Source organism: Clostridium sp. UBA1056 (assembly GCA_002316385.1).
Classification (GTDB): domain Bacteria; phylum Bacillota; class Clostridia; order Clostridiales; family Clostridiaceae; genus Clostridium_J.
In genome coordinates, this window is the sequence record DCDL01000014.1 from 1 (window position 1) to 22395 (window position 22395).

The following is a 22395-nucleotide window of genomic DNA, read 5'->3' on the forward strand; positions in this document are numbered from 1 at the left end:
TACTACGTCAACAGAACCCTTAGATAGTGCTACTATCTAAGGAACCTGTTTCCTTGTCTAACTCAAAATATACTGCCCATCTTTGACTTATTATTTATTTTCAGATGCCTAAAAGGGCTTATTACAAGATTAACAAAATGTAAAACTTGATAATTAAATGTAAAAAATAATATAGAATTGTAGAAGTATGTTATAATTTATGGTGTATAACTATAATTTTATAATTAGAAGTGAGGGGATAGCTATGGGTATAAATTTAGGCTCAATTATGGGAGGCAATAATCAAGCACCAGCTGATAATGGAGTTAATGCATTAAACTTAAAGAAGAATGATGTATTAGATTTAACAAAGAAGAATCCGGGACTTTTACAAGTTATTTTAGGAGCAGGTTGGGACGTTGCAAATAATGGACAAGACTTCGATTTAGATATAGCTGCATTTTTATTAAATAAGAGTAATAAGGTTGGAAGAATTCCAGAAGATGTTATCTTCTTTAATAATATGGCTGGGGACGGAATCAGACTTGAAGGCGACAATAGAACTGGCGCTGGAGATGGTGATGATGAAAGAATTCAAATAGATTTATCTCAAATAAGAAGTGATGTTGAGAAGATAGTTTTCGTAGTTACTATTCATGAGGCACAAGCAAAGAGACAAACCTTTGGAATGGTTGAAAATTCTTTTGTTAGACTTCTAGATGTTAAAAATAATGAAAGAGAAATTTGTAGATTTAATTTAAAAGAAAATGGTTCTACAGTTACTTCAGTAATTTTTGCAGAGCTTTATAGAGCAGGGGCTGAATGGCAATTTAAAGCTATCGGAGAAGGCAGAATAGCAGATTTAAATGGTATATTAAGTCTTTACATGTAGCTTAGAAATATAGATAAGGCATCTGAGAATAAATAACAAGTCAAATATACGAGCATTCTGACTTACTTATTTCTTGAAGATGCCTAAGTGAAAACCGATAAATAGAAAGAAGAAAGTAGGAATTAACATGGCAGATATATTAAATTTACAAAAAAATGATATTTTAGATTTAACTAAAAAAGATCCATCTTTAAATAATATTTTGCTTGGAGCAGGCTGGGACGTTGTAAAAAAAGGACTATTCAGTATGCAAGCTGATTATGATTTAGATTTAGCTGCTTTTCTATTAGATAGTAATAATAAGATTACTGGAAAAGAAGGATTAATATATTTTGGACATAAAAAAGGTACTGGGATATACCTTCATGGAGATAACTTAACTGGTGCTGGAGAGGGTGATGATGAAAAGATATCTATATCTTTAAATAAAATACCAGCAAATTGTAATAAGATTGTTTTCACAGTAAGTATATATGATGCTGCTAAGAGAAGACAAAGCTTTGCAAAGGTAAAGAATGCATATGTTAGATTAGTTAATGAGGATAAGGGAAATGCTGAAATATGCAGATATAACCTAACTGAAGAAGGTGGAGATAATACTGCTATAATATTTGCTGAACTTGAGAAAAATGGTTCTGAGTGGAAATTTAAAGCTGTTGGTGAATATCTACAAGCGTCTGTTTCAACATTATTAGATAGATATAGATAGGATGTGTATAAAATGGGAATTAACCTAGGTGGAAGTTTCGGAAATTTATCAAGTAGTGATAATCAACCACAAGGTGTTGTATTGGACTTAAACAAAAATGATATTTTAGATTTAACAAAGAAGAATCCGGGACTTAAAAAAGTTGTTTTAGGTGCAGGTTGGGATCTTTCTAATAATTCAGCTGATTTTGATTTAGATATAGCTGCATTTTTATTAGATAGCAATAACAGATTTAATACTGTAGAAAATATAATATTTTTCAACAATAAATCTGGACAAGGAATCTCTCTAGGTGGAGATAATAGAACTGGTGCAGGAGATGGAGATGACGAAAGAATACAAATTGATTTAGATGCTATAAATCCTAGCATCATGAAGATTGTATTTATAGTTACAATTCATAATGCGCAAGCTAAGAGACAAACTTTTGGAATGGTAAATAACTCATATGTAAGATTACTTGATGTAGCTCAAGGTGAGAAAGAAATATGTAGATTTAACTTAAAAGAAAATGGATCTACTGCAACATCTGTAATTTTTGCTGAGCTTTATAGAAGTGGTTCAGAATGGCAGTTCAAAGCTGTAGGAGAAGGAAAAATAGCTGACTTAAACGGAGTACTAGCTTTATACCAGTAGTATTACCAATACATGTAGAAGTAATGGATTTTACTTCTACATGTATATTTAAATTATAAATAAAAGGCTTAGTGTTAAACACAATATAAGTGCGAGGAGAGTAGAAATGGTTAAAGGGCTTAGTAAAGAACAGGTAGAGGAGAAAAGAAAAAAGTATGGTGCTAACATAATAGAAGAAGCACCGCCAGAAACCTTCTTTGACAAATTCAAAGGAGCTTTTGAAGATCCAATGATAAAACTGCTTTTAGGAATAGCAGGAATACTATCTATTTTAGCTTTAATGCATTATGCAGAGTGGGGCGAAATAGTAGGTATAGTTATTTCTATAGTATTAGTAACAGTAATATCTGCTAAAACAGAAGTTGCATCTGATAACGAATATAGAAAGCTGAAAGGCAGTGCAAAGAAAGACATCTGTAAAGTATATAGAGATGGTGTAGCAATAGAAATTGACGTAGATGAAATTGTTGTTGATGACCTTGTTATACTACAATCTGGAGATAAGATTCCTGCCGATGGAATTCTAGTCGACGGAGGTATAGCAGTTGATAACTCATCTTTAAATGGAGAATCTGAGGAGTGCAAGAAGTTTGCACATGAAGAGTATAATGGTGAGAATGCTGATAGTGAGGTAGCTATTACAGGAGATGTTTTTGTAGATAGATACTCACTATTTAGAGGAGCTGTTACAGTTAACGGTTCTGGTGTTATGAGAGTAAGTAAAACTGGTATGAATACAGTTATGGGATCTATGGCTAAAGATATGTCCGACGATGCTGTAGATAGTCCATTAAAGGTTAAATTAACTGACCTTGCAAACAAAATATCTAAGTTTGGATACATAGGTGCTGCAGTTATAGGAGTGGCATTAATGATTCAAAATGTACTGTCAGCTGGTGGTATCGGTCCATTTATGGATTTAGGATTTATAGAAATTTTAAAAGAAGTATTAGAAACAGTAATGTTAGCAGTTGTAATTATCGTTATGGCAGTACCAGAAGGGCTACCACTTATGATTGCTATAGTACTTATGAAAAATACATCTAAAATGTTACAAAACAACGTATTAGTAAGAAAGCCAATAGGAATAGAAACAGCAGGATCATTAAATCTATTATTTAGTGATAAGACAGGAACTATAACTAAGGGAAAATTAGAAGTTGTAGAATTCTTTGATGGTAGTGTAGATGACAGCTATGGTAAGAGTAAAGCAATAAGTGAGTTAATGGCACACTGTATTGGTAAAAATACTGGAGCTATGTTTGATGGAGCTGGAGAAGTAATCGGAGGAAATGCTACAGATAAAGCACTACTTAACTTCTTAACAAAGGAAGAAGCAGAAAAGCACCTAGATATAAGAGTAATTAAAGCTCAACAGTTTAACTCAGCAAATAAATATTCAGCAGCTCAATTAGAAGGAAAAACTGTATATAAGGGAGCACCTGAAAGATTATTAGCGAAAGCAACAAAATATATTAATGCAGAAGGACAAATAGTTCCTCTAAATAAAGCTTTAGTTAATGAAAAGATAGACAAGCTTGCAGATAAAGCTATGAGAGTATTATCTTTTGCTTATAGTGAAAGTGATTTAAAGGAAGATGTTTTACCAGAAGATTTAATAATAGTTGGATTTGTTGGAATCCGTGATGATGTAAGACCAGAAGCAAGACAAGCTATTAAAGAAGTTAAAAATGCTGGAGTTCAAGTTGTAATGATAACTGGTGATAGAAAAGAAACTGCTGTTGCCATAGGAAGAGATTGTGGATTAATTGAAAATAGCACTGATATAGCATTAACATCAGAAGAGTTAAATGCTATGACAGACGAAGAAATAAAAGCAATTTTACCTAACCTAAGAGTTATAGCAAGAGCACTCCCTACAGATAAATCAAGAATGGTTAGAATTGCACAAGAATTAAACATAGTTTGTGGTATGACTGGAGATGGAGTAAACGACGCACCTGCATTAAAGAGAGCTGACGTAGGATTTGCGATGGGTTCAGGTACAGATGTTGCAAAAGAGGTTGGAGATATTGTTATACTAGATGATAACTTTAAATCTATCGAAAATGCTATACTTTATGGAAGAACTATATACAACAACATATTAAAGTTTATAAAGTTCCAATTAACAATAAATGTGGCAGCTGTTGCAGTTTGTGCAATAGCACCATTCTTTGGTATAAAACAACCACTTAGCATTACTCACATTCTTTGGATTAACTTAATAATGGATGGTCTTGGAGCTTTAGCTTTAGGTTCAGAGCCAGCTTTAAAGAAATACATGGAAGAAAAACCAAAGAGCAGAACGCAAAGTATTGTTTCTTCTAAGATGATGGGACAAGTTTTATTTGCAGGAACTTGGGTAACACTACTAAGTTTTATGTTCTTAAAGATGCCATTCTTTACTGAAATGTTTGCAACTTCAGAGAAGCACCTTACAGCATATTTCTCAATGTTTGTATTATCAGCTGTATTTAATGGCTTCAACGTTAGAAGTGAAGGTGTAAATATTTTTGAGAATATAGGGCAAAATAAAGGCTTCATAAAAGTAATGGGAATTATAGTAGTAGTTCAAGTAATTCTAACATATATTGGTGGGGAAGTATTTAGCTGTTCTCCAATAGAGCCTCAAGCATGGATTGTGGTTATAGGATTAGCAATTACTATAATACCTGTAGATATGATTAGAAAAGCCATAGTTAATACTTTAAATAAAAAAGAATCAAAGCAAATTTCACAAGAAGTTTGTAGCTAAGATCATGGCTATGTTTTAATAATGTTGAGGAAATATTTCACCAATAAATTAAAACATAGCCTAAATTATAAATATGATATGAATGAGGTGAAGTTATGAATATTATTGATAAGTTTAAGGGAATAGGTGAAGATTTAAAGCAGACTGTTAAAGAGAGTGAAATCAAGGATATGGCTAAGGCTACTGGTATGATTTTTACAGAGGCTGCAATAAAAGGTAAGAAAGAGTTAGAAGCAAAGATTGAAGGGAATAGACAAAAGATTGAAGAAGAAAGAAAATTTATTGCTAGTCTTTCTATTGATGTCATTAATCAAATAGAAACTAATTGTAGCAAAGTATCAGCTGAGGTAGGAGATTTTAATTACTTTTATGAAGAAGATATAGAGGAGATATTAAGTTTTACCAATGAATTTTATGAAAGAATTTTCATAGTAGATGAAGACTTTAAGAACTCTAAAGTAAGCTTTGGTAGTTATATATCTAGAAGACATGGATATGAAATTATTTCACGCTTTAAAACTAAAAGGGGAGAGGAGGATTTATTAGATGAAATAGAAATTCCTCTTGTAAGCTATTATGGAGGAAGTAGTGAGTATTTTTTATTAAGTGATAAAGCTCTTTATTTTAGAGGAAAGCATATATCTGAAGAAATAATTTACTCTAATAAAATAGACCTTGTCAAGATAGAAAAGATTGAATTATGTGATAATAATGAATCTGCCATACTATCTATTAACGGTATAGATGTACTAAAGGTAGATAAGAGCAGCTTATATATACTACAAAACTACTTCAATAAAACTAATATAAAGAACTATATTATCACTGAAGAAGAGGTTGCTAGAGAAGTAGAAAAAGAGCTTGAAAATAGAGTGGGAGAAGTTATCTACTATAGAATTAAGAATTATTTAGCAGCAGACGAATATTTTGTATTCCTTTCAAGCAGAGATAACTCAAAGGATAAGTCAACTTTCACAATATGCACTAACAAGCAGATATTAATAATAAATAAGAATGACTCATCTGAAGAGGAAGAATTAGTTTCAAGACTAATATATAATGATATAGTTTATATAGGACTAGAAGAAACAAGTGAATACAAATCAATGTTTAGTATGGTAACTGACTTATTTAAAGACACTACTCTTGAAATAATTCTATCTGGCAACAAGTTTAAAATAGAGACTTTAAAACGTGTAGAATGTGAGAGAATAATTAAGATAGTTAATGAGTATAACAGAGAAAAGTATGTTAAGAAGCAAGATTTAAATGAAAATAAAGAAGAGGCAGAAAATATTTATGCAGATAATAGCCCAGTTATGGTAAAAGAGGACATTGTAGGGCAGATTAGAGAACTTGCAGCCTTAAAAAATGAAGGCATTCTAACAGAAGAAGAATTCCAAGCTAAAAAAGTAGAATTACTTTCACGTATCTAAGGCATCTTTAAAAAATAAGTAAGTCAGAATGNNGAACCTGTTTCCTTGTCTAACTCAAAATATACTTCACATCTTTGACTTATTATTTATTTTCAGATGCCTAAGACTATTTTCATATCTAAGGGGCTTTCGTAATATATTTTGCGAAAGCCCCTTTATATAAGTATATTCACCTGAAGAATATAAATTTCAAATTTATTTATTCATTGAATTCATTGAGTTCATTGAGTTCATTGGATTCTTTAATGGGTTCTTGCAGAAGCAGTCTTGAACATCATCTAGAGCTTCACCAAATCTTTGGAAGTGAACAACTTCTCTTTGTCTTAAGAATCTTAAAATATCTTTAATTTGGTAATCATCACTTTGAGTTATCAACCATTCATAGGTTGCTCTTGCCTTTTCTTCTGCTGCCAAATCTTCATGCAGATCTGCAACTACATCATCTTTAGCTTGAATATAAGCCGCTGTCCAAGGTACTCCATTAGGATCTGTGTAGAATAAAGCCCTTCCGTGATTAGTGAAGTGACCGCCAAGTCCTACTGCTTCAAGTTCTTCTAAAGTAGCATTACTCATAAGTTGATAGATCATAGTACCTATCATTTCAACGTGAGCCATTTCTTCTGTACCTATATCAGTTAATAATGCTTTAGATTTCCCAGTAGGCATAGTGTAGCGTTGATTTAAGTATCTAAGGGCTGCACTTAATTCTCCATCAGGACCACCATATTGAGCTACAAGAAATTTTGCCATTCTAAGGTCTTTACATTTAAGATTTATTGGATACTCTAATGTTTTTACATAATACCACATACTATTATAATCCTCCTCTGTTAATAATTTTCCCAAGGCCAAGGTAATGAAGTCCAACAGCGAGGACTTTGAATAGATGCTGAGCCGAAGTTAGTAAATGGACCATATTTTTCTTCATATTCGCGTACTAACATTCCTAGCTTGTGAGATACAGCTTGTAGATCTTCTGTAGCTTCCTTATTATCAGGGAAGTTATCTAGATATAGATTTAAGTCTATACAATAAAATTGAACTTTTCTTATATTGTCTAATAATTCTTGATCATACATAATATCTCACCCCCTTATTCCCATCTTGATCTTTTCTTCTCGTTAAAAGGCCTATACAAATCCTTAAATATTGTACCCCTTGATAGAGCATCTTTAACTGAAAATAAATTTTCATAAGTTTGAGGTAATATAAAAGCACAAGCGTATTTCATTTTTATATGTGGGTGATTATCAGAACTGGTCATTTGTTTTCTCCTTGAATTAATTTCTACCTATTAGCATGGTATGTTAAACCTAGAAATTTGTGAAAGGAAGCTTTATTTATATAAAACTTTTTATATAAATATTCTGAGAAATATTGTAGAATATTTATATAACTGGATATTAATCAAATATATGTTTTAGATAAAGTTTGTTGTTATTTATCTAAAAACTAGAATGAAGATATAAAATTAACAGTAAAACTTTATGCTTATTATAAATTAGGAAAGGTTAAACTAAGTACAGTTAGAAATAATATAAATTCACGTTTACCTTCATTTATTAAATATTGTACTTTAAATAGCATCAATAGTTTTAATTAGATAACAAAAGAAATTTTTCTAAGTTATTCATCATGGCTTAAAGAAGAAAAGAAGGTTGCCCAAAGAAGTGGATTAAAGGAATTATTTCTAACAAAATCAAAGAGATTAAATGGTAATATAGTTGTTTATAAATCTGATAAATTTGTAGAAGTGAAATTAAATTCATTTATTAAAAGATGGGATATAAGAGATAGCAAAGGAAATTTATATCAGTTAAAATCTCACCAATTTAGAGCAACATTTGTTAGGGAACTTATTAAACAAAAAGTACCAATAGCACACATAATGAAGCAATTTTCTCATGTGTCAATTGAAATGACTTCACATTACCTTACTTTAAAAGAGGAAGAAGTTAAAGAGATATATTCAGATATGATACTTGGTAAAGATTCTAAGATTGCTGGTCTTAGAGCAAAAGAAATTAAGTCTAAACTTGATGAACAGTTTCGTGGTAAAATGGAGCAAGAGATTGATGATATAGTTTCTAATTTATCAAAATCTATGAGTTTTAATCCATTACCGACAGGCGTATGCTTATATGATTTTAGAAGGGGTAACTGTTCTGATGGTGATGGTTGTTTCTTCTATAACTGTCCAAACTACGTTACCGAGGTTAAATTCTACCCTATTTTAAAGCAAGAATTAGACCTTATGGAAAGGAAATGGCAAGATATAAAGAGTTAGGTCAACAACGTTCTTGGGAAAGACAATATGTTAAATGGAAATATCTTAAACCACTTGTAGATAGTTTGGAGGTACAAATGAATGGTAAAGAAGCCTAATAGAAATACAGAAGGTTTAAAGGAATTTGCAGTTCAGAAGAACAAAGAAACTATTGAAAAGGTTAATAAAGCAATAGATAAGTTAAAACATTCTAAAAGAGCGTATATTAAGCCTAAGAGCAATTGAGAAAGGTGTTTCTAATGATAAGTATCGTTGCTACACCAAAAGATAAATTAAAGGCTAAAGACGACAAGATAAAACAACTTTATTAGGAAATTAAGAAATTTAAGGAAGATAAGCAAAACTTAATTATTCAGTTAGTTGAAATGGAAGAACTTAAAGATGAAAACAAGAGATTAAGAAAGCAATTAGATAAATTAAAAAGTATGAAGTAAGTTGCAATCATAGAAAATGGCGAAGTAAGATTAGTCACAATTAATTTATACGAGGGGGAGCAATATGAATACAGATATAAATGAGTACTATAAGTTTGCACAAAATGTCTTAAAAGAGTATGAAATTTATTATGATGATATTTCTTTCTTACAACAAAGTGAGAATGTTACGTTTTGCATTGAAAAGAAGAGTAGTGAAGAAAGGTATTTAGTTAGGATTCACAAATCCGTTAATGAGGACGATGAGTATCAAAATAATAAAAGCTTGATTAATTCAGAATTACTATTACTTGAAGAGCTTAATAGTTGTGAGTTATTTACAGTACAAGCACCAGTAAAAAATAGATACAGTAGTTTTGTAACAAAAGTTTTCAATGAATTTTTAGGTAAGGATTTAAATGTTACAGTACTTAGATGGATTGATGGAGAAATTATTGATATAAATGATGAGAAGTATAATGAATTAGTCTTTAAATTAGGTGAGGAAATGGCTAAATTGCACAAATATTTAAATCAATGGGAAACACCCGAGGGATTTATTAGAACGGAATATGACTTGGAAACTAGTAAGGCTAATTTATCAAAATTAGATAAACTAGTAGATATTAAAATTATATCTAAGATGAAATTTAATGATATTTATAAAAGTACGATGAATATTATAGAATTTATAGAGAAAAACTTATCTAAGGATCAAAATTGGGGACTAATACATGGAGATCTAAATGAGTGCAATTATATTGCTAATGGTAAGGATATTTTTTTAATAGATTTTTCAAGATGTGGATTTGGTTATTACTTATATGATATAGCACAAACATTAATGCACCTTAGTGTTGAAAATCGTAGACTCTTCATAAAAGGATATAAAAATATTTTCTTATTACCAAGTGACTATGAAAAACTGATTGAAAGTTTTTTTGCGTTATCAATAATTGATAATATGCTGTTTTTATCCTCTAACCCAGAAGAGTATGAACACATAAAAAACATGGCAAATTTTTTATGTGATCACGTAATTAATAAATATAAAAATAACGACAGATTTATCTTTGCAAATAAATAATATAAATATATCTGGGATGATATCAGGGAAAACATGTTAGGTTGAGGAATGTTTTGAGGGATAGAGGATATCCAAATTTTATTGGAATTTCAACTTCTTATTATGTCTACAATGTGAAGCTGGCAAAATGAATACTTAGTTGATGAGTGGTGTAAATATTAGATATATCTGAAAAGTCATGTTTTATAAAGAGCTCAGTTAGTTATTAGAGTAGTTGGGATATGTCGAACTTTTCAAATATGACGAATTATCACAAAGTTACTAACATGTTGTACACAGAAAAAGGTATAAAATGAAAGGAGGTGAACTTTAGTAAGAGTTTGGTACTTACAATACACTCTCTTACTAAAGATATATTATGGAACTACAAATATTACATACTAATGATATACATAGTAATTTTGAAAACTTTGCAAGGATAGTTACAAAAATTAATGAGTTAAGAAATGAGAATACAATCATTTTAGATGCAGGTGATTTTGCAGATTTTAAAAGAGTAGAAGCCAATGGAACTAAAGGTATGGTTGCAATAGATTTGCTAGAAGAAGCTAATTATGATGCTATAGCTGTTGGAAATAATGAGACATTTGATGGAATTGACACGTTAACTAACATGGCTTCTAATGGAAGAATACCACTTTTAAGTTGTCACATAGAAAAACTTAAAGGAGGAAATATAGAAGGAATTAATAAAAGTATAGTAATTAATAGGGCTAGACTTAGAATATTAATAATTGGTACTTCTCCTAACTTGAATGAGTTTAGTACAAGCTGTGGATTGAATATTTTAGATTATCTAGATGGGATAAATAATGAAATACATAAGAATGAAGGTAAATATGATATATGCATAGTGTTATCACATTTAGGGATGGATAAAGATGAAGAAATTGCAATGAAAATTCCAGAGGTAGACGTAATAATAGGAGGACATTTTCACATACTTATGGATGAACCTAAAATTGTAAATGATACAATAATTCACACCTCAGGCCAATTTGGAGAGCATCTAGGAGTAATAAAATTATCTGTAGAAGATAATAAGGTAAGTTTAATTAGTGGACAAAACATAAATATAGAAGAGTTAGGTATGGATGAAGGCGTAATTAAAGTATTAAAGAAAAATAAAGAAATTGCTTTAAATAATCTTTCTATAACACTATATAAAGTTAAAGAAAATTTATGGCATGATGTAATAGAAGAAAATCCTATCACTAACTTATTAGCAGATGGACTATCTAAAGTTTATAACTGCGACTTTGCTTTTATAAATAGTGGAGTATTAAATGGTGGAGTGAAAAAAGGAGCCTTAACAAATCTTAAGCTATTGCAGATAGAGCCATCACCATTAAACCCTACATATGTTGAGATTCAGGGCCAGTATATATTAGGGGCTATAAAAGAAAGCCTAGATGGAGATATAGTCTTAGCTGATGGTAGGGGACCAGGCTTTAGAGGTAAGTATGTAGGAAGACTTCATTTTTCTAAAAATGTAAAGATTAAATATAAAGGAAGAAAGGTATTAGAAGTACTTATAAATGAAGAGCCACTCAAGATGGATAAGGTTTATAGGGTAAGCACCTCTGATTACCTTCATAGAGGTTCTGGATATAAAGATTTAAAGAACAATTCTAATCATAAATATGATGATAGATATATAAGAGATATCCTAAGAGAATATTTATGTGATGAAGATATGGTTAATGATGCATTGGAAGAGAGATGGATAGAAGTATAGGGAAGAAATATGGTGCATTGAATAGTATGAGCTAGGTGGGTAATTAAGAAAGAACTATATGTAAGTAATAAATTTAAAAAGAAGATAGATTAGATAAAAAAGGAGATAGATATGGAGGAAAATAAGTCATTAGATACAAATAAGAAAGTAAAAAGAAGAGTTATTATAGGGTTTATAGTTTTAATATTGCTTAATGTATGGAGTTTGTTAAAAATTGATTCTCTTCAACGTGACACAGAAAATATGCGAAGTGATATTGGTAATTTGTATAGTACAATGAATACATCAATGAGTAGTATTAATACCACTGTAGAAGAAACCCTAAAAAAGCAAGATAGTATTTTAAGTGATTTTAGTTATTCAGTAGAAGGGCTAGATATAGAAAACAAAGCCATTAGTATTAATCTCAAAGGAACTCCCAAGGTGTATAAAGATGGACTAAAGTTTTATTTTAACTATGACTGTAACGATGGAGATATTAAGAGTGTTGAAGGTAAATTAGACAAAGATCTAAGCTATAGTGCAAAGATAATAGTTCCAATAAGGAGTAATGTTAAATTTGGATTCACTTTAGATTATGGGGAAGAAGTGAAAAAAGAAACATGGCAACAACAATATATGGATGAAGGGGAGTATAAACTTCAAGTTATGCCTCAAGATTTTAGGGGGCAATATAAAATAAAAGGTGATGAAGTAATAATTGATGGGCAAATTAGAGCTCTCATTTATCCAAGTTCAATGGAAAATAATGATGTAGAAAAAGCTTTATGCAAAATAAGATTAAATGAAGAAGTTATAGATGAAATTGAGTTAGATAAAAACAATGAATTTTCAAATGAATATAGCAATTACACTGGAACTCTTAAAGAAAATTATAAATTGAAAAATGGAGATCTGTTAGATATTTTAGTTGAAGTTCAGGATACATATGGATTTACCTATAAATATTATTCTATGACTGTAGTTAATAATAATGGAACTCTTAATAAGTGGGAATATTCTGGAGGAAGTGCTGCTATACAGATAGAGCCATAGAGTATCTAAAGTGCAAATATATAACTTTATAATTAAGGAGAGGTATTTGGCAATTTATAAATGTAGTGTATGCGGTTATCTGTATGATGAAAGTCAGGAAGAGGTACTATTTGCAGATTTAATATATGGATAGAGATATAGTTAGGAAGTTTGATGCATTAAAGGGATAGACCAGGTAATTAAGAAAGAAGTATGTGTAAGTAAATAAAAAAGGAGATAGATATGGATGAAAATAAATCATTAGATATAAATAAGAAGGTAAAAAGATGGATTATTCTAGGTTTTGTAGTTTTGATATTGTTCAATATATATAGTTTAATAAGGATTAATACTCTTCAAGAACAGATACAAAATGATATATATAATTTAGATAGACAAATGAATACATCAATGAGTAGTATTAATACCACGGTAGAAGAAACCCTAAAAAAGCAAGGAAGTATTTTAAGTGAATTTAGGTATAAAGAAGAAGGATTTAATGCAGATAAGAAGGAGATTAATCTTACATTTTATGGATCGCCTAAAGTCTATAAAGAAGGGTTAAAGTTTTATTTCACATATGCTAGTAATGGAGAAACTAAGAGCGTTCAGGGAGCCTTAGGTTCAAATAAGGAGTATAGTGCAAAGGTAGCAATTCCATTATCTAATGAAATGAAATTTGGAGTTATGTTAGATTATGGTGATGAAGTAAAAAAAGAAATATGGGACGGAAATTATATGGAAATAGCTAAGCATCAACTTCAATTAGTTCCTATAGGGTTTCAAGGTGAAACTAAAAAGCTAGAAGATAATCAAGTTGAGTTCAAGGGTAAGATAACAACTAATATTTATCCTAGTGCTATAGAAGGTAATTATGTAACAGAACCTTTTTGTAATATAGTAATAAATGATAATATGGTTGAAAAATTAAAACTAGAAAAAAATCCAAAAGTTCCAAGTGAATACAGTGTAAATTTAAATAAAACCTATAAGCTAAATGAAGGTGATAGATTACAAATTTTTGTTGAAGTTTACGACCTCTATGGATTTAATTATAAATATTGTGCTAGGACTACTACTAACGAGAATGGTAAGATTGTAGATTTAGATTTTTCTATACCAAATGATGCTGTGATAATAACACCTTAGCCCATGAAAGAGTATATAAACATATATAACTATATAAATATATTTATATATAACTGTTCAAAGGGGTGATTTGTTTATAGAAGTTCTAAAGTTTTAGGATCATGAATATTATATAAATTATATTTATAGTTTTAGAAAGTTAATAGTTCTATTGTACTTAAACTAATGAATAATAGAATTTATTAATATAATTTTATAATTAAGGAGGGATACGATGGCAATTTATAGATGTAGCATATGTGGTTACTTGTACGATGAAAATCAAGAGGAGATACCATTTGTAGAGCTAAAAGAGGATTGGAGATGTCCTTTATGTAGACGTGATAAAAGCTTTTTTAAATTATTAGAGGAAAAGGATTCTGTAGATTAGAAAAGCAAATAAGTAAATAATATTTATGTAAATTTAGAATTTGTATTAGAACAGTTATAAAAGCACTAACTTTAATTGAAGCACACACCAAATGCTAGACATGTGATATAATCATATTTAAAACATTTGGAGGTACACTTTAAATTAGTTAGTGCTTTTATGATTAAATTAAGAATATTAATAGATATAAGGATTTACGTGAACTTTACAATAACACAATTTAGTTAAAACATTTGAAGTATATAATAAAATAAAAGTCAGAATATTTTATAAATTACAAGGGGGATTTGTATGCCAGCAAGTTATAGTCACTATAGTTTTGGACAAACAGTTTTAGAAAAATTACCACAAAGTATAAAAGATATTATAATTCCTAATAAAGAAGCATATTATATAGGACTCAATGGACCAGATATACTGTTCTATTATAAACCTTTATTTAAAAATGAAATAAAAAGCTATGGACATAACTTACATGAAGAGAAGGCCTATGGCTTCTTAGAAAATAGCAGAAGGTACATTATAAAAAGTTATGATGAAGTTTGTCTTTCATATATTTTAGGCTTTGTATGTCACTTTGTTCTTGATAGTAGTTGTCATCCTTTTATCACAGAGGCTATGGAGGAAAGTAATATATCTCATGAAGAAATAGAAGCTGAATTAGATGGGGCACTGATGAGAAGGAATAATTTAAATCCACAAAGGCATAGTGCAGGAGCTCACATTGTACCTGATAAAACTGTAGCAAACCACATATCAAAGCTTTATGAAAAGGTAACAGGGGAAGAAATATATAAATGTCTTAAGGCAGTAAGATTTTATAATAAATTATTACTATGCCAAAACGGGATAAAAAGAAGGATTATAAAAGGGGTATTAGGCTTGATTAAAGGTGGAGATAGCTTTAGTCATATGATTATAAATGTGGAGCCAAATAAAAAATGTATAGATGTAAATAAAAAATTGCTAGACCTTTATGAAAGTGCTATAGATGAAGCGTTACATAGAGTTGAAGAGTATTATAATGCAATAAAAAGAGATGACTACCTAGACGAATTCTTCAATCGAAATTTTCTATAGGAGGTATAAAATGAGTAAATTTACTAAACTAGAAAAGCAGTGGATTCTATATGATGTAGGAAACTCAGCTTTCATCATGCTGGTATCTACTATAATTCCTATTTACTTTAAAAATGTTGCTAGCACAGCAGGAATTTCATCAGCAGATTCTACAGCCTATTGGGGCTATGCGGTATCATTATCTACTATTATTGTAGCAATACTTGGACCTATCCTTGGAACTATAGCAGATACTAAAGGCTATAAGAAACCACTATTTTCATTATTTATGATGCTTGGAGTTGTAGGATGTGCAGCTCTAGCTCTTCCAGTACCATGGATCATATTCTTAGCTATATTTGTCATTGGAAAGATTGGATTTTCAGGAAGTCTTATTTTTTACGACGCCATGCTTAATGATATAACTACTGATGATAGGATGGATGAAATATCTTCTCACGGATTTGCATGGGGGTATATAGGTAGTTGTATTCCTTTCACTATAAGTTTACTCCTCGTACTTTTCGCAGATAAAATTGGAATTACAACTACTATGGCAACGGCTATAGCATTTCTGTTGAATGCTCTATGGTGGTTCCTTATAACACTACCCATATTAAAGAATTATAAACAAAAGTATTATGTTGAAAAGGGAGATAAACCAATAGTAGAAAGCTTTAAGAGGTTAGGGAAAGTACTTTTAAACATTAGAAAAGATAAAAAGATTTTCTTATTCCTACTTGGATTTTTCTTCTATATTGATGGAGTTCATACAATTATAAGTATGTCTACATCTTACGGAAAGGATGTAGGTATTACAGATAATAATTTATTGCTAGCATTACTTTTAACTCAAATAGTTGCCTTTCCATGTGCTATTTTATTTGGAAAGCTCTCTAAAAAATTTAAAAGTGATAAGCTAATAGCATCTTCAATTATTGGATATATAGCTATAACAATATTTGCATTACAACTTGATAAAGCATGGGAGTTTTGGCTTCTTGCAGTTTGTGTTGCAGTATTTCAAGGGGCAATTCAAGCTCTTTCAAGGTCTTATTTCTCAAAAATTATTCCAAAAGAGAAATCTAGTGAATACTTTGGTTTATATGACATATTCGGTAAAGGAGCAGCCTTCATGGGAACTATGCTTATGAGTATAGCAACTCATATAACTGGAAGTTCTAAGGCTGGAGTATTAGGTATTTTAGTAATGTTTATTTTAGGAATTATAATATTTAAATCAGCTACGAGAGTCAATATACCAGTAGACAAAGAAATTACCGTTAGTTTATAGATATAATTGCAAATGAAGCAAACCGCTTACAGATATTTCTAGTATTAATCTATAAGCGGGTTTTCATGTTCTATATATTTAATTTTTTTATAAACTTTTTCATAAAGGATATACCTATTATATTAGCAATGAGCCAACCTATGGGAATAGCCCACCAGATAGCAGTTACTCCAAGAGTAGGAGCTAGCAAATATGCAAGGCCAACACGAAGACCTAAGGAGATAACAGTAAGTAATATCGATATGTTAGCAGAACCTATACCTCTATAAAATCCATATAACATGAAAAGATATCCTATAAGAAAGTAAAATACACTTACTATGCATAGATATTGTGAACCGTAATTTATAATCTCAACCTCAGAAGGAGAGATAAATATAGTCATTAACTCTTTTGAGAATAATACTACAATTGCTGAGATTACAATACAAAATAGAGTGATGATCTTAAAGGAAGATTTAACACCAGTTTTTATTCTCTCAACTTCACCAGCACCTCTGTTTTGAGCAACATAGGTAGAAAAAGCATTACCAAAGTCCTGAACTGGCATATAAGCAAAGGAGTCTATCTTAACAGCAGCGGCAAAGGCAGCCATTATAGAAACTCCAAAGGAATTTACAAGACCTTGAATTAATAGAATTCCAAAGTTCATTATAGATTGTTGAATACTTGCTAAAACACTATAGTTCATTACTAGTTTTAAAATACTTATATCTATTTTAAAATCACTTTTCTTAAATCTAATTACAGGTAATTTAATAAAACAATAGATGGCTGTTGCAATACCAGATATGCCTTGAGCTATTATAGTAGCATAGGCTGCTCCAGCAATACCCAGGTTAAAAACTGTTATAAAAACTATATCAAGAACTATATTAATTATTGCTGCTATTATTAGAAATAAAAGAGGTATAAAGGAGTTTCCCATAGATCTAAGTAAACAACAAAAATAATTATAAATAAAGGTAAAACCTATACCATAAAAAATTATAATTATATATTCTTTAGCATCATCAAATAAAACCTTAGGTGTATTCATAAAATTTAAGATGTTATCTGCAAATATACTAGCAAATAAATTAATTATAACAGTTATAACACCAATAAATATGAAAGCAGTAAAAATACTACTCTTTAGGTTGGATTCATCTTTAGCTCCAAAGTATTGAGAGAACACTACAGATGCTCCCATACAAAGTCCAAGGATAATAGAAGTTAAAAATACTATAATAGTAAAAGAAGATCCAACTGCGGCTAAAGCAGATGAACCTATATATTTTCCAACTATTATTGAATCAGCTACATTATAAAATTGTTGAAAGATGTTTCCTACAATAAGAGGAATGGCAAAGCTTATTATAGCTTTAGTTTCATTTCCTTTAGTTAAGTCCTTAGTCATAAAAAACCTCACCTTACTAAAATAATATTTTATAGTAGTACTACATGTACAATTATACAGTACAAACCGATTTAATCAAGCAAATTGCTTTATTTGGAATGACTAAAAAGTAGTACTATAACATTGAATATAAGGTGAAATTTAATTTAGGAGTGATATTATGGGATTTAAAAAGATGATGGCTATAATACTTACAGCTATGATATCCATCTCTTTAGCCGGCTGTGGGTTTTCCAATAATAATGAACAGATTTTAGCTGATAAGGTAGATAAAGAGCTTGTAGAGAGCAATAACAAATTTGCATTTAATATATTCAAAGAAATTTCTAAAGATGACAAGGAGAAAAACGTGTTCATATCTCCTTTAAGTATATCTATGGCTCTTACCATGACATATAATGGAGCAGAGGATAATACAAAAGAAGAAATGAACAAAGTATTAGGATTTGAGGGAATGCCTGACGATAAGATAAATCATAGTTATAAAACTCTTACTGGGTACTTAGGAAATATAGATAAAAATATAAAGTTAAATATAGGTAATTCTATATGGATTAGGGAAGGCCAGGATATAAATAAGGAGTTTATAAACATTAATAACGATACATTTGGGGCAAAAGTGGATAACTTGGACTTCTCTAAGGCATCATCTGTGGATAAAATTAATAACTGGATTGAGAAATCTACCAATAATATGATTAAAGATATGTTAAAAGGATCTATTTCCGATAACGTAATTATGTATCTAATTAATGCTATATATTTTAAAGGCAATTGGCAAGAACCTTTTGATAAAAATAATAATGTAATAGAGGAATTTACAAATTCAAAGGGAGAGAAATCACAGGTAGATTTTATGAGAAAGCTTGCTATTAGTAATAAAACATTTTATGGAGAAAAAGATGATTTTAAAGTTATAAAAATGCCTTATGCTAGTGGAAAGATATCCATGTATGCAGTATTACCAAAGGAAGGCTTAGGTGCAGATAGTTTTATCAATGGTTTAGACCTAGATAAGTGGAAATCTATAAAAGCATCTATTGGTAAAGAGAAAGAAGATGTCAATGTAAGCTTTCCAAAATTCCAGATAGAATATGGTGCTAAAGAGTTAAAAGAATCCCTAGTAGTTTTAGGCATGAAGGATGCCTTTAGTGAAACCGCTAACTTTAAAGGTATAAGAGAAGACATATGTATTAGTAGTGTTCTACATCAAGCAAAGATAGAAGTAAATGAAGAGGGAAGTGAGGCATCTGCAGCAACCATAATTGAAGTCAAAGAAACAGCAATGCAAATAATTGATGACTATAAAGAATTTATAGCAAACAGACCTTTTGTATTTATTATAGAAGATGAAGAAAATGGAACCATATTATTTATGGGTAAAATAGAAGAAGTAAAGAGTTAGCTCAATTATATTAAGAAAATTAAAAGGATTGCCATCAAATAAATTAAGTTTACAATCAATGTTAAGCCTGCACTAATAATATATTAAAGTGCAGGCTTAACATTTTATAAAGATTGTAAAATAATTTAGAATTATAATTTATGGGGTTTGTAGTTTTTCATAAAAAATCATGGATAAAAGTAAGAAGCAGTAGGCTGATGGATGCTGACTTACTTCATTGCTAAAGGAATCAAATATAGTCCCAGCTTTATTTAAATATTCCATATTAGATGTAAACTTATATAGTTTTAAGAAGTTTAATGCTGCTACAGAGTTCCCAGATGGGATAGCACCATCATATATTTTTTTAGGTCTAGTTATTAACTGCTCTCCATGGCTGCCATAGAGGAAGAAGCCGTCTTTTTCATCATCCCAAAAGTATTTAACAAAATCAGAAGTTAAATCAATGGCTCTTCCTAAAAAAATTTCTTTATTAGTATCTTCATATAATTCAAGTAGTGCCCAAGTAAGAAATGCATAATCATCTGCATAACCGTATATTTTAGCTTCACCTTCACGATATCTAGCCAATAGCTTTCCATCTTCATTAAATAAGTATTTATATACGAATTCTAAGGCTGATTCTGCAGCCAAGGTATATTCATTATTATGTAGAAGTCTACCACCTAAGGCAAAGGCTGCAATGGCTAGGCCGTTCCAAGATGTAAGAATCTTATCATCTTTATATGGGTGAATTCTTTTATTCCTATAATTAAATAACTTTTGTTTACATCTATTTATAAACTCAGTATCTTCAGGTAAGGTTTTATTAATTAAATTAGGTATATTAAAACCTTCAAAATTACCTTTTTCAGTGATATTAAAGTAGGAGGCAAACTTCTCACCATCATCTTTACCTAGAACCTGATAAATTTCATCTAAAGACCAAACATAAAATTTACCTTCTATACCTTCAGAATCTGCATCCTCTGCAGAATAAAATCCACCCTTTTCATCATGCATATCTCTTAAAAGATAAGTAAAAATTTCATTTGCTACAGATTTATATTTTTCTTTCTTAGTAATTTCATGGGCCTTTGAATATAATATAGCTAACAATGCATTGTCATATAGCATCTTTTCAAAATGCGGAACAAGCCAGAATCTATCAGTAGAATAACGACTAAAGCCAAAGCCGATATGGTCATATATTCCTCCAGCATACATAGCATCTAAGGTTATCTCTACCATATTAAGGGCTTCTGTATCATTAGTAGCTTTATAATATTCTAAAAGAAACCATAGATTATGAGGGGTTGGGAATTTGGGTTTATCTCCAAAGCCGCCATATTTACTATCAAAGCTACTCTTAAATGTATAGAAGGCATCCTTTAAGAATTCACTTTTAACATTAACTTTATTAGAATTATCAGTTTTAACTTCACCAAATTCAGTCATATAATGAAGAGTTTTTACTATTTCATTAGCAGATTCTAAAACTTTATCTTTACTATTTTCCCAAATACCAATTATTTTATTAAGAAGAGTAATTAAACCATTCATATATTGAGTATCTTCCTTTGGAAAGTAGGTTCCTGCATAGAAAGGCTTTTTATTTGGTAATGCAAAAATAGTTAGAGGCCATCCACCGTGACCAGTTAATAGCTGACAAGTATCCATATATATTGTATCTATATCAGGACGTTCTTCTCTATCAACCTTTATAGAAATAAAATTTTCATTAAGAACATTAGCTACTTCATTATCTTCAAAGCTTTCTCTTTCCATGACATGACACCAATGACAAGTAGAATAACCTATACTAAGAAATATTGGCTTATTTTCTTTTTCAGCCTTTTCAAATGCTTCTTCACACCAAGGATACCAGTTTACAGGATTATAGGCATGCTGAAGAAGATAAGGGGATTTTTCATTAATTAATCTATTACCATTTTCATTTGACATAACACTAATCTCCTTTCATATAAGTTTATTATTACCTTAATATAAGAATATATAGATTATAAAAATGTAAGGTTTATTAAAGCTTTTACATTAAATTTGTTTTCACGTGCCTAATTCTAGATTATACTAAGAAATATTAATGAATTTTATTTATTCGAACTTATATATAAATCATAAAGATTCATGTTTTGATTTTATAATAATGCATAAAAAGCATGTTACTACAAATTATGGGATAAATCATAGAAAAATATTGTTTTTTATGGTATTATATAGGTCTATATTAAGTAAATATTTTAAAAATAATGGAGACCGAAATTGTCTTTAACTAGTATTATTAAAAGGAAATGGTGGAGAATTTTAAATGTACGAAATGAAAGATGAGTTTAAAACTGGCATAGAAATTATTGACAATGAACATAAAATGCTTTTTGAGATAGCAGATAAAATCTATAATTTATCAAAAAACGAATTTATTATTGATAAGTATGATAGAATAGTAAATCTAATTGAAGAATTGAAAGGATATGCAGCTCTTCATTTTAGAGATGAAGAAGCTTATATGGAAAGCATAAACTATAAAAAAATGTTTACTCAAAAAGTAGATCATGATAACTTTATAAAAAAATTAAATCAAATAGATTTAAATGATTTAGATGCTAATCAAGAGGATTATATTTTAGAATTACTAGATTTTATAAATGACTGGCTAGTAAGTCATATTCTTGAAAAAGATAAGCTAATTGCACAAGGGTAGAATTATTTAGCACTAATTAAATATTTAAGTTATAAAGATAAAGGGGCCTTCACAAAATAAGCTAATCTA

The 22395-nt window shown here is 29.9% G+C and carries 21 protein-coding genes; 16 read left to right on the forward strand and 5 right to left on the reverse strand.

Translation table 11 applies throughout. From position 1 onward, the window contains the following. Positions 1–244: 244 nt before the first annotated feature. From B3W71_RS04155 to B3W71_RS04175, 5 genes are all read left to right on the forward strand, one after another. A complete protein-coding gene (locus B3W71_RS04155) occupies positions 245–871 on the forward strand; it encodes a TerD family protein (protein WP_346887683.1) in 627 nt (208 codons plus the stop codon). Positions 872–998: 127 nt separating this feature from the next. Then, positions 999–1580, forward strand: coding sequence for a TerD family protein (locus B3W71_RS04160; RefSeq protein ID WP_346887684.1), 582 nt, complete (start codon positions 999–1001; stop codon positions 1578–1580). 12 nt (positions 1581–1592) lie between these two features. After that, positions 1593–2216, forward strand: a complete 624-nt coding sequence (locus B3W71_RS04165) for a TerD family protein (protein ID WP_346887685.1) — start codon at positions 1593–1595, stop codon at positions 2214–2216. A gap of 106 nt (positions 2217–2322) precedes the next feature. Next, on the forward strand, positions 2323–4974 hold the full coding sequence (locus B3W71_RS04170) for a cation-transporting P-type ATPase (protein WP_346887686.1): 2652 nt from the start codon (positions 2323–2325) through the stop codon (positions 4972–4974). 95 nt (positions 4975–5069) lie between these two features. Further along, positions 5070–6410 (forward strand): SHOCT domain-containing protein, encoded by a 1341-nt coding sequence (locus tag B3W71_RS04175; RefSeq protein ID WP_346887687.1) that lies wholly within the window; start codon positions 5070–5072, stop codon positions 6408–6410. Between the two features lie 195 nt (positions 6411–6605). On the opposite strand, the gene B3W71_RS04180 is transcribed toward B3W71_RS04175, so the two are convergent. Genes B3W71_RS04180 through B3W71_RS04190 form a run of 3 tightly spaced genes read right to left on the reverse strand, consistent with a single transcriptional unit; the run spans position 6606 to position 7674 of the window. Then, positions 6606–7220, reverse strand: coding sequence for a manganese catalase family protein (locus tag B3W71_RS04180; RefSeq protein WP_346887688.1), 615 nt, complete (start codon positions 7218–7220; stop codon positions 6606–6608). A 20-nt stretch (positions 7221–7240) separates the two neighbouring features. Continuing rightward, positions 7241–7489 (reverse strand): spore coat protein CotJB, encoded by a 249-nt coding sequence (locus B3W71_RS04185; RefSeq protein WP_346887689.1) that lies wholly within the window; start codon positions 7487–7489, stop codon positions 7241–7243. A 14-nt stretch (positions 7490–7503) separates the two neighbouring features. Continuing rightward, positions 7504–7674, reverse strand: coding sequence for a spore coat associated protein CotJA (locus B3W71_RS04190; protein ID WP_346887690.1), 171 nt, complete (start codon positions 7672–7674; stop codon positions 7504–7506). A 351-nt stretch (positions 7675–8025) separates the two neighbouring features. Here B3W71_RS04190 and B3W71_RS04195 point away from each other — a divergent pair, with 351 nt between their 5' ends. The 9 genes from B3W71_RS04195 to B3W71_RS04235 all read left to right on the forward strand — a co-directional run bounded on the left by B3W71_RS04195 (position 8026) and on the right by B3W71_RS04235 (position 16821). Then, positions 8026–8697, forward strand: a complete 672-nt coding sequence (locus B3W71_RS04195) for a tyrosine-type recombinase/integrase (protein WP_346887737.1) — start codon at positions 8026–8028, stop codon at positions 8695–8697. Positions 8698–8778: 81 nt separating this feature from the next. Next, complete coding sequence (locus tag B3W71_RS04200; protein ID WP_346887691.1) at positions 8779–8922, forward strand: hypothetical protein; 144 nt, start codon at positions 8779–8781, stop codon at positions 8920–8922. 273 nt (positions 8923–9195) lie between these two features. After that, positions 9196–10197 (forward strand): phosphotransferase, encoded by a 1002-nt coding sequence (locus B3W71_RS04205; protein ID WP_346887692.1) that lies wholly within the window; start codon positions 9196–9198, stop codon positions 10195–10197. 358 nt (positions 10198–10555) lie between these two features. Further along, the gene (locus B3W71_RS04210) at positions 10556–11935 is read left to right on the forward strand and encodes a bifunctional metallophosphatase/5'-nucleotidase (protein ID WP_346887693.1); all 1380 of its coding nucleotides are present in this window, start codon (positions 10556–10558) and stop codon (positions 11933–11935) included. A gap of 111 nt (positions 11936–12046) precedes the next feature. Continuing rightward, positions 12047–12970, forward strand: a complete 924-nt coding sequence (locus tag B3W71_RS04215; RefSeq protein WP_346887694.1) for a hypothetical protein — start codon at positions 12047–12049, stop codon at positions 12968–12970. Between the two features lie 222 nt (positions 12971–13192). Further along, positions 13193–14098, forward strand: coding sequence for a hypothetical protein (locus tag B3W71_RS04220; protein WP_346887695.1), 906 nt, complete (start codon positions 13193–13195; stop codon positions 14096–14098). Between the two features lie 214 nt (positions 14099–14312). Continuing rightward, positions 14313–14468, forward strand: coding sequence for a rubredoxin (locus B3W71_RS04225; protein ID WP_346887696.1), 156 nt, complete (start codon positions 14313–14315; stop codon positions 14466–14468). A gap of 291 nt (positions 14469–14759) precedes the next feature. Continuing rightward, complete coding sequence (locus tag B3W71_RS04230) at positions 14760–15548, forward strand: zinc dependent phospholipase C family protein (RefSeq protein WP_346887697.1); 789 nt, start codon at positions 14760–14762, stop codon at positions 15546–15548. A 10-nt stretch (positions 15549–15558) separates the two neighbouring features. Continuing rightward, positions 15559–16821 carry an MFS transporter gene (locus tag B3W71_RS04235; RefSeq protein WP_346887698.1) on the forward strand — a complete coding sequence of 421 codons (1263 nt, stop codon included), beginning with the start codon at positions 15559–15561 and terminating at the stop codon, positions 16819–16821. Positions 16822–16891: 70 nt separating this feature from the next. Here the strand turns inward: B3W71_RS04235 and B3W71_RS04240 are convergent, their stop codons facing one another. Next, positions 16892–18253, reverse strand: coding sequence for an MATE family efflux transporter (locus B3W71_RS04240; RefSeq protein ID WP_346887738.1), 1362 nt, complete (start codon positions 18251–18253; stop codon positions 16892–16894). Positions 18254–18380: 127 nt separating this feature from the next. Here B3W71_RS04240 and B3W71_RS04245 point away from each other — a divergent pair, with 127 nt between their 5' ends. Then, positions 18381–19625 carry a serpin family protein gene (locus tag B3W71_RS04245; RefSeq protein WP_346887699.1) on the forward strand — a complete coding sequence of 415 codons (1245 nt, stop codon included), beginning with the start codon at positions 18381–18383 and terminating at the stop codon, positions 19623–19625. Positions 19626–19763: 138 nt separating this feature from the next. On the opposite strand, the gene B3W71_RS04250 is transcribed toward B3W71_RS04245, so the two are convergent. Beyond that, positions 19764–21569 (reverse strand): thioredoxin domain-containing protein, encoded by a 1806-nt coding sequence (locus B3W71_RS04250; protein WP_346887700.1) that lies wholly within the window; start codon positions 21567–21569, stop codon positions 19764–19766. Positions 21570–21933: 364 nt separating this feature from the next. Here B3W71_RS04250 and B3W71_RS04255 point away from each other — a divergent pair, with 364 nt between their 5' ends. Then, on the forward strand, positions 21934–22326 hold the full coding sequence (locus B3W71_RS04255) for a hemerythrin family protein (protein WP_346887701.1): 393 nt from the start codon (positions 21934–21936) through the stop codon (positions 22324–22326). Positions 22327–22395 lie beyond the last annotated feature (69 nt).

Excerpts from the sequence above, each read along its gene's own strand:
- B3W71_RS04210 (WP_346887693.1), top strand. The coding sequence starts at position 10,556 with ATGGAACTACAAATATTACATACTAATGATATACATAGTAATTTTGAA.
- B3W71_RS04220 (WP_346887695.1), top strand. The coding sequence starts at position 13,193 with ATGGATGAAAATAAATCATTAGATATAAATAAGAAGGTAAAAAGATGG.
- B3W71_RS04180 (WP_346887688.1), bottom strand. The coding sequence starts at position 7,220 with ATGTGGTATTATGTAAAAACATTAGAGTATCCAATAAATCTTAAATGT.
- B3W71_RS04165 (WP_346887685.1), top strand. The coding sequence starts at position 1,593 with ATGGGAATTAACCTAGGTGGAAGTTTCGGAAATTTATCAAGTAGTGAT.
- B3W71_RS04155 (WP_346887683.1), top strand. The coding sequence starts at position 245 with ATGGGTATAAATTTAGGCTCAATTATGGGAGGCAATAATCAAGCACCA.
- B3W71_RS04185 (WP_346887689.1), bottom strand. The coding sequence starts at position 7,489 with ATGTATGATCAAGAATTATTAGACAATATAAGAAAAGTTCAATTTTAT.
- B3W71_RS04215 (WP_346887694.1), top strand. The coding sequence starts at position 12,047 with ATGGAGGAAAATAAGTCATTAGATACAAATAAGAAAGTAAAAAGAAGA.
- B3W71_RS04175 (WP_346887687.1), top strand. The coding sequence starts at position 5,070 with ATGAATATTATTGATAAGTTTAAGGGAATAGGTGAAGATTTAAAGCAG.
- B3W71_RS04205 (WP_346887692.1), top strand. The coding sequence starts at position 9,196 with ATGAATACAGATATAAATGAGTACTATAAGTTTGCACAAAATGTCTTA.
- B3W71_RS04230 (WP_346887697.1), top strand. The coding sequence starts at position 14,760 with ATGCCAGCAAGTTATAGTCACTATAGTTTTGGACAAACAGTTTTAGAA.
- B3W71_RS04190 (WP_346887690.1), bottom strand. The coding sequence starts at position 7,674 with ATGACCAGTTCTGATAATCACCCACATATAAAAATGAAATACGCTTGT.
- B3W71_RS04250 (WP_346887700.1), bottom strand. The coding sequence starts at position 21,569 with ATGTCAAATGAAAATGGTAATAGATTAATTAATGAAAAATCCCCTTAT.
- B3W71_RS04160 (WP_346887684.1), top strand. The coding sequence starts at position 999 with ATGGCAGATATATTAAATTTACAAAAAAATGATATTTTAGATTTAACT.
- B3W71_RS04255 (WP_346887701.1), top strand. The coding sequence starts at position 21,934 with ATGTACGAAATGAAAGATGAGTTTAAAACTGGCATAGAAATTATTGAC.
- B3W71_RS04200 (WP_346887691.1), top strand. The coding sequence starts at position 8,779 with ATGGTAAAGAAGCCTAATAGAAATACAGAAGGTTTAAAGGAATTTGCA.
- B3W71_RS04170 (WP_346887686.1), top strand. The coding sequence starts at position 2,323 with ATGGTTAAAGGGCTTAGTAAAGAACAGGTAGAGGAGAAAAGAAAAAAG.
- B3W71_RS04235 (WP_346887698.1), top strand. The coding sequence starts at position 15,559 with ATGAGTAAATTTACTAAACTAGAAAAGCAGTGGATTCTATATGATGTA.
- B3W71_RS04245 (WP_346887699.1), top strand. The coding sequence starts at position 18,381 with ATGGGATTTAAAAAGATGATGGCTATAATACTTACAGCTATGATATCC.
- B3W71_RS04225 (WP_346887696.1), top strand. The coding sequence starts at position 14,313 with ATGGCAATTTATAGATGTAGCATATGTGGTTACTTGTACGATGAAAAT.